Origin of the sequence: Streptomyces sp. 4N509B (assembly GCF_052245655.1) — a bacterium.
Classification (GTDB): domain Bacteria; phylum Actinomycetota; class Actinomycetes; order Streptomycetales; family Streptomycetaceae; genus Streptomyces.
Genome location: NZ_JBQQBZ010000101.1, coordinates 1 through 837 on the forward strand (window position 1 = coordinate 1; position 837 = coordinate 837).

Annotated in this window: 1 protein-coding gene; it reads left to right on the plus strand. The window is 70.4% G+C overall.

Features of this window, described 5'->3' with window-relative positions; all coding sequences use genetic code 11:
* On the plus strand, positions 1–837 hold an 837-nt coding region (locus tag ACTWP5_RS32100), incomplete at both ends, for a CurL C-terminal domain-containing protein (protein ID WP_443224710.1).

Below are 837 nucleotides of genomic sequence, written 5' to 3' on the forward strand. Positions count from 1 at the left end.
CGTTGGGTGATCCGATCGAGGCGCAGGCGTTGTTGGCGACGTATGGGCAGGGTCGTCCGGTGGGTCGGCCGTTGTGGTTGGGGTCGTTGAAGTCGAACATCGGGCATGCGCAGGCGGCTGCGGGTGTCGGCGGCGTCATCAAGATGGTGGAGGCGATGCGGCACGGGGTGTTGCCGCGAACGCTGCACGTGGACGAGCCGTCGTCGCATGTGGACTGGTCGGCGGGGGACGTCCGCCTCCTGACCGAGGAGCGGGACTGGCCGGAGACGGGCCGCCCACGGCGGGCGGGAGTGTCCTCCTTCGGCGTCAGCGGCACCAACGCCCACGTGCTGCTGGAGAACGTGCCGGCCTTCGAGGACGCTTCGGAGGAAGCAGACGCGGCAGGGGAACCGGGCGGCGAGGCCGCCAAGACCGTGGAGACGCCGGCCCTGTCGTCCGCCGTCGTGCCGCTGCCGTTGCCGTTGCTGCTGTCGGCGAAGACGGAGCGGGCCCTACGGGAGCAGGCAGCACGTCTGCGGGCTCACCTGCGGGAGCGGGACGACGTGGCACTGGGCGACGTGGCGCACGTGCTGGCCACCGGACGGTCGGAGTTCGCCGAACGTGCGGTCGTTCTCGCCTCCGACCCCGCCGGGGCGGTGGCGTCGCTCGGCACGGACGAGCCGTTCGCCATACGCGGGACGAGTGCGCGACCGATACGGCCTGTCTTCGTTTTTCCGGGTCAGGGGTCGCAGTGGGTGGGGATGGGGCGGGAGTTGTTGGGTGTGTCGCCGGTGTTCGCGGAGTGGATCGGGGCGTGTGAGGAGGCGTTGTCTGCGTTTGTGGAGTGGTCGTTGGTTG